Here is a 6425-nt window from a genome sequence, read left to right on the forward strand (position 1 = left end):
TTAGTACAGGCCTGTTCTATCTCTCAGGAGACCTTGCAACTATCATCCTACAATTAGTACAGGCCTGTTCTATTTCTTGGGAGACCTTACAACTGTCATTCTACATTTAGTACAGGCCTGTAGTAATTAATTAACACTATATAATACTATAATATGCTTATGTAACATCATTATGTTTATATAACCCATTGATCTACCTTAACGTCCATCTGATATACCATTTACATTCTTTTATAAAACAAATGACGCCACCCACAAGGGTGGCGTCATTCGTATAAGGATTATTTGTGCCCTAGTTAGGGGTTCTAGGGTATATACGGCCCCTATATCAGCATATGAGGGGCCATATTGTTTTTTTAAAGATATACGGTCAGCAATCTTATTGTTGAATTGCTTTACGCAAATCAATTGTGTGAGGAGCGGAAGGTTCCACTGGCTCATTGATTGCTTTGCGAAGGTCTACTACATGTTCTTCAGTAGCAGTAGGCTCTTCACTTGCTTTGTTTTTTACGGTTTCTTTAGCTGCGTACCAAATTGTTTCGTTCATCATGTGACGAAGGTCTTCGTTGTTCACATGTTCTTGATCTTGAGCCATGATATCCAAGATTGCGTCTTCCAAAGCACTTGCTTCATCGTTAGTCATAGGACCGCCGATTTCTTTTTGTCTTTGAACGACTGCATTGATTTGGTCTACCATGCCGCGTAATACGTTGAATCCGTAGCTATTTACGAAACCATCTTTTTCATTGTATTTTGGCATATCAAAGAATTCGTATTCATTTTTGTTACGGTTTTCGCCGTTCCAGTTGAATGCGACTTCAAAGCCATGAACACGTCCCAAGGAATGTGTGCGGAAGTAGTCCGCATAGTTATGTTTATCCTTAGAATGTAACCATTTACTTTCAGCCTTAGTCAATTGTTCATGATTGTCATGTTTAATCTTAGCTTTAGTATAGTTAACTTCTGCATTTTGCCATGCTTGTACAAATGTATGCAAAGCTTGTACCGTTTGTGGGCTAGCCACAGGAACGAGTACGACAGAGCCTGTAGTTGGTGTAGAAGCAGGGTTAGGCAAAATCAAATTGTCATCATATGTTGGTGAGCCAGCAGCATATCCTGTAATGGATGCAGCGCTCATAAGTGCTGCTGCTGTGAAAGCAAGCATTGTAGATTTTTTCATATCTATTCCTCTTTTCATTGTCGAATATTAGCGATGGTAGGGGATTCAAGGAGAATCCCCATCCATGTGTATCTTATTACATACCTAATTTAGCCATCATAGCAGCCATTTGAGCTTTCAATTGGTCTACTTCGCTTTGTAAGCCTGCATTTTGAGCCTTAATTTGTTCATTTTCAGCTTTCAAATCAGATACTTCGCCTTTTAATCCGGCATTTTGTGCTTTCATAGAAGCCACTTCAGTTTGCATTGCATATGTAGAGCTGATAGGACCCTTACGGTAACGATCTGCTACAGCAGCTTCGCTATCGCGGTTGCCGACCTTCCAAGTTACACCAGCGTTAGCCATCATATGGCCGTTGCCGCCAGCCCAGGACACGCCTGCATGGAACATTGTGGATTCGTTCTTGTAGTGAGCTACGCCCAATGCCAATGCGGAGTTGCCACGATAGTTACCATAACCAGCCATGATTTGAGTTGGTTCCATTGGATCGTATTGGATAGGTTTCAACGCGGATAATGCAGCAGATTGTGCACCTACATGACCGATTTCTTCACCTAGTTGATCTACGCGAGGGTCAGCTGCAGGGTTAACATGTAAATCGTATTCATGTTTGTTAGGATCTGTACTTAGATCTGTAACGCGTACAGTGCCATCAGTAGATTTAACAGTTGTTAAGGAATCGCGCAATTGGTTAACGTTTACGCCATCAGTACCATCGATACCAGGTGCAAGGTTAACGATGCGGTTACCAGTCATGCTGAGGTTACCACCATGAACTTCAAAAGCTGGAGTTACAGCAGTATCACGGTCGTATTTATTACCGCCTGGATTAGCATTAATGCGAAGAGTTGCACCACCATTGCTGATAGAGTTGATTTCAGTCAAGTCATGAGCCAAGCTGTAAGTGATGGAGTTATCAATCTTATCGTCGCCATTAACATTTTTGCGTTCTACAACCATGTTGTCGCCAGCGATGTATTGAGTACCTTTGTCAACCTTCTTAACTTCTTTTAAGCCTTTAGCCACACCAGAACCTTCAGTACCAACGGAAGCATTTACTTTCGCGCCAGAAAGATCAGCGTTTACAGTGTATGTTTTTTGACCAGTTGCGTTATCAGTTGCTTCATCAACGGATACGTTTTGACCAGCTTTTACGATTGTGCCAAGGCCAGTGATAACCTTTTTACCTTCGTTAGTGATGTTGGACAAGTCTTGACGAGCGATACCGGAAATAGTTGCTTTCACAGGGTTGCCGTGTTCGTCAACTAATTGTTTACCAGAACCATCAACATAAGTCATTTCAACGGTGCCGTTTTGGCTAACTTCGTAGTTGCCGTCTTTGATACGAGTATCGTTAGCTTTGGAGATACGTTTGATGTCGCCGATGTTAGCGCCATTGGAATCTACATCGCCACCAGATTTCACGTTGTGAATTTGTTGGCCACCCATATCAACATTGTTCTTAGTGATAGTAGGACCACCAGTGATAGTCAAACCATCGTTGTTAACTACTGTATCACCAATTTTTACGGAACCGTTTGGAGTCAAGTCGATGTTGTTATTCAATGCGAATTCTACTTTTGCACCGTCACCAGTGTTAGTTTGTTTAACAGTGAGGTTCTTACCACCAGAGAATTCTACAGTTTTACCATCAGTGATGTTTTTAGCTGTTTTATCAGAATCGCTAGTAGTATTACCAGTAGATTTAACATTGAAGCCGTTCATGGTACCAACGCCGTCAGCACTAATTGTCATCTTACCAGCTGCATCAGTAGAAACTTTGATGTGGTCGCCGCCTACAACATTAACTTTTCCGCCTACAGGTTTAACGTCTGTACCATTAGCTTGGATAGTCCAGATATCATCTAAGTTAGCTACTTGTTTAGTGCCGTTCTTAGTTGTGTACTCGATACGATCATTACCTGCATTGTAGTTAATAGTTGTATGAGATGTTGGGCTACCTAAGTGGATTGTGTTAGTTTGAACGCTGTTAAGCTCTTTCAAATCTTTATCCAATGCGAATTCGTAAGTTTGTTCTTCGCCGTTTACAGTTTGTTTTACGTTCAAGTTTTTACCTGCGCCGTAATTTACTGTGCTGCCAGGTTTAACGATTGTTGCAGTGGATGTACCTACTACATTACCTGTTGCATTAGCTTTCCAACCGGAGTTATTGATTGTATCAACTACAGTTTTAACTGTTGCGATACCATCTTTACCATCTACGCCTGGTTTGCCGTCTGTACCTTGTTTGATGTTGCCAAGGTTAACGTCGTATTTAACTTGACCATTTGCATCAACGGAAGCAGATGTGTAGTTACCATCAACAAAATTCAAACCTTTAGACAATTTAACGGATTGAGTATTAGTGCCATTAGCAGAGTATTTCAATTCTGCATCGCCAAGGTTAACGCCAGTAGCACTTACCTTGTAGATTGTTTGACCATCAGCACCAATACGGGATGTTACTTTTACGTTATCCCCTTCTTCAACCTCAGTCTTAGCGGATTTCAATTGTTTTACGTTAACTGCATCAGTATCGTTTACGCCAGCTTTCACATTAGTGATGTTATAACCACCAACATTTACATTGCCGCCGTCGAATTTGAATTCATTACCGCCGATTGTGAAAGTAGCAGGACCACCGTTTTTAATCGTGTTGATGTTGTTCAAGTCCTTAGCCAAACCGATGTTGATTTCGCTGTTGCCATCAGCACCTTGCGTAATGCTTGTTTTGATGTTAGAGGAATCGTATTCGGAATCAGCTTTAGCGCCTGTGCCTTTAACAGTTACTTTGGAGCCAAGTTTATTTTTCTTTTCGCCACCAGAGTTAGCGTCGAAACGTAAACCATCATCCAAAGTAGCTACTTCGTGTTTATTGTTGTTATGATCTTCGTAAACGATGCGAGTTACGCCGTCAGCGCCTTTTTCGCCCTTCATAGTAAGACCGTCTTTGCCGTCCTTACCATTTAAGCCGATGGAGCCGTCTTTACCGTTGATAACAACGGAGGAACCATCTTTACCATTTACACCAATCTTACCGTCAACACCGTCTTTGCCATCTTTACCAACTTTGATGTCATCGGACAATGCATAGTTGTAAGTATGATCGCCTGTTACAGCATTAACGATTTGTTCAACAGTTAAGTTTTTACCAGCACCGAAGTTTACAGTTGTGCCAGGTTTAACGATTGTTGCAGCATGGTTATTGACTGTGTTACCAGTAACATCACCTTTCCAGCCGGAGTTGTTGATTGTATCAACTACAGTTTTAACTGTTGCGATACCATCTTTACCATCTACGCCTGGTTTACCGTCAACGCCGTCTTTCACCTTACCGATTGTTACGTCGTATTTAACTTGACCATTTGCATCAACAGAAGCAGATGTGTAGTTACCGTCAACGAAGTTCAAGCCTTGAGACAATTTAACGGATTGCGTGTTAGTGCCGTTAGCGGAGTATTTCAATACTGCATCGCCAAGAGCTACGTCGTTCGCATTAACAGTGTAAATTGTATGACCATCATTACCGTAAGTTGTGTCTACAGTTACATTATTACCAGCCTTAACTTCTGTTTTAGCTGTCTTCAATTGTTTTACGTTAACTGCATCAGTATCATTTACACCAGCATCTACGTTAACAATTGTTTTATTACCAGCATTGATACCAGTCTTAGTAATGGATGGGCCACCAGAGATAGTCAAGCCATTGTTATTAACTACAGTATCGCCGATTGTTAAGGAACCAGATGGAGTCAAGTTCACTTCTTTGGACAATTGAACCTTCAACTTGCCATCTACGTTATTCACGCCGATGTTGTTGTCAGTCAATTTGGACTTATCTGCACCACCAACAAGGTCCATAGTTTCGTTCAATTTCTTAGCGATCACTTTGGATTTGTCAGCACCTTGTGCATCGTCGCCAGCATATTTCATGCCGTCATCCAATGTAGCCACTTCATGTGTATTCTTGCTGTTATCTTCGTATACGATACGAGTGATACCATCTTTACCGTTTACACCAGGTTGACCGTCTTTTGCTTTCATAGTAAGACCATCTTTGCCGTCCTTACCATTTAAGCCGATGGAGCCGTCTTTACCGTTGATCACAACCGAGGAGCCATCTTTACCGTTAACACCGATCTTACCATCAATGCCGTCTTTACCATCTTTACCAATCTTAATGTCGTTGGACAATGCATATGTATATGTTTGTTCACCAGTTGCATTATCGATATGTTGAGCAATTGTCAAGTTATCGCCTGCTGCATAGGAAACAGTCTTGCCGTTGCCTACAGCTGTAACTGCATGGTTACCAACTACATTGCCTTTAGCGTCAGTGGAGAAGGAATAACCATCTTTGATTTGATCAGCTAAACCGGACAAGTCGATTTTTGCGATTGTACCAGCTTGGTTAGCGCCGTTGCCATCATTGTATTTCAATGTTACAGATTTGCTTGCTGTATCGTAAGCGTAAGATGTAGTTGTTTCACCTTGACGATTAGATGTAGTAGGAGCAATATGCAAATCGTTAGCTTTGGAAATCGTCTTAACGTCGCCGATGTTAGCACCATTGGTATCATCAGTGGAGTTGTTGTTTACGATACCAGATTTGAGGTTCGTAATGTTGTTGCCACCCATGTTCACATTGCCGCCGTCGAATTTGAATTCGTTGCCGCCGATTGTGAAAGTAGCAGGACCACCGTTTTTAATTGTGTTGATGTTGTTCAAGTCTTTAGCCAAGCCGATGTTGATTTCGCTGTTACCATCAGCACCTTGCGTGATGCTTGTTTTGATGTTAGAGGAATCGTATTCGGAATCAGCTTTAGCACCTGTACCTTTTACAGTAACTTTGGAGCCAAGTTTATTTTTCTTTTCGCCACCGGAGTTAGCGTCGAAACGTAAACCATCATCCAATGTAGCTACTTCGTGTTTATTGTTGTCATGATCTTCGTAAACGATGCGAGTTACGCCGTCAGCGCCTTTTTCGCCTTTCATAGTAAGACCGTCTTTGCCGTCCTTACCATTTAAGCCGATGGAGCCGTCTTTACCATTGATCACAACAGAGGAACCATCTTTACCGTTTACGCCGATTTTACCGTCAACGCCGTCTTTGCCATCTTTACCAATCTTGATATCGTTAGCCAAGTCGAATTCAACCTTAGCGCCGTCATTGTTGCTAGTTTGTTTTACAGTCAAATTCTTGCCTGCTGCCATTTCAACTGTTTTACCATCAGAGATAGTTTT

General features: G+C 41.7%; 2 protein-coding genes. Both read right to left on the reverse strand.

The features are described from left to right. Positions 1-379 precede the first annotated feature (379 nt). Complete coding sequence (locus HMPREF1477_RS06015) at positions 380-1180, reverse strand: hypothetical protein (RefSeq protein ID WP_016476202.1); 801 nt, start codon at positions 1178-1180, stop codon at positions 380-382. Positions 1181-1256: 76 nt separating this feature from the next. Next, a partial coding sequence (locus HMPREF1477_RS06020; protein WP_016476203.1) for a YadA-like family protein occupies positions 1257-6425 on the reverse strand: 5169 nt, incomplete at its 5' end.

This window comes from Veillonella sp. HPA0037, from assembly GCF_000411535.1.
Taxonomy (GTDB): domain Bacteria; phylum Bacillota; class Negativicutes; order Veillonellales; family Veillonellaceae; genus Veillonella; species Veillonella atypica.

Bases quoted from the DNA above. Each gene is read 5' to 3' on its own strand.
- HMPREF1477_RS06015 (WP_016476202.1), bottom strand. From the start codon at position 1,180: ATGAAAAAATCTACAATGCTTGCTTTCACAGCAGCAGCACTTATGAGC.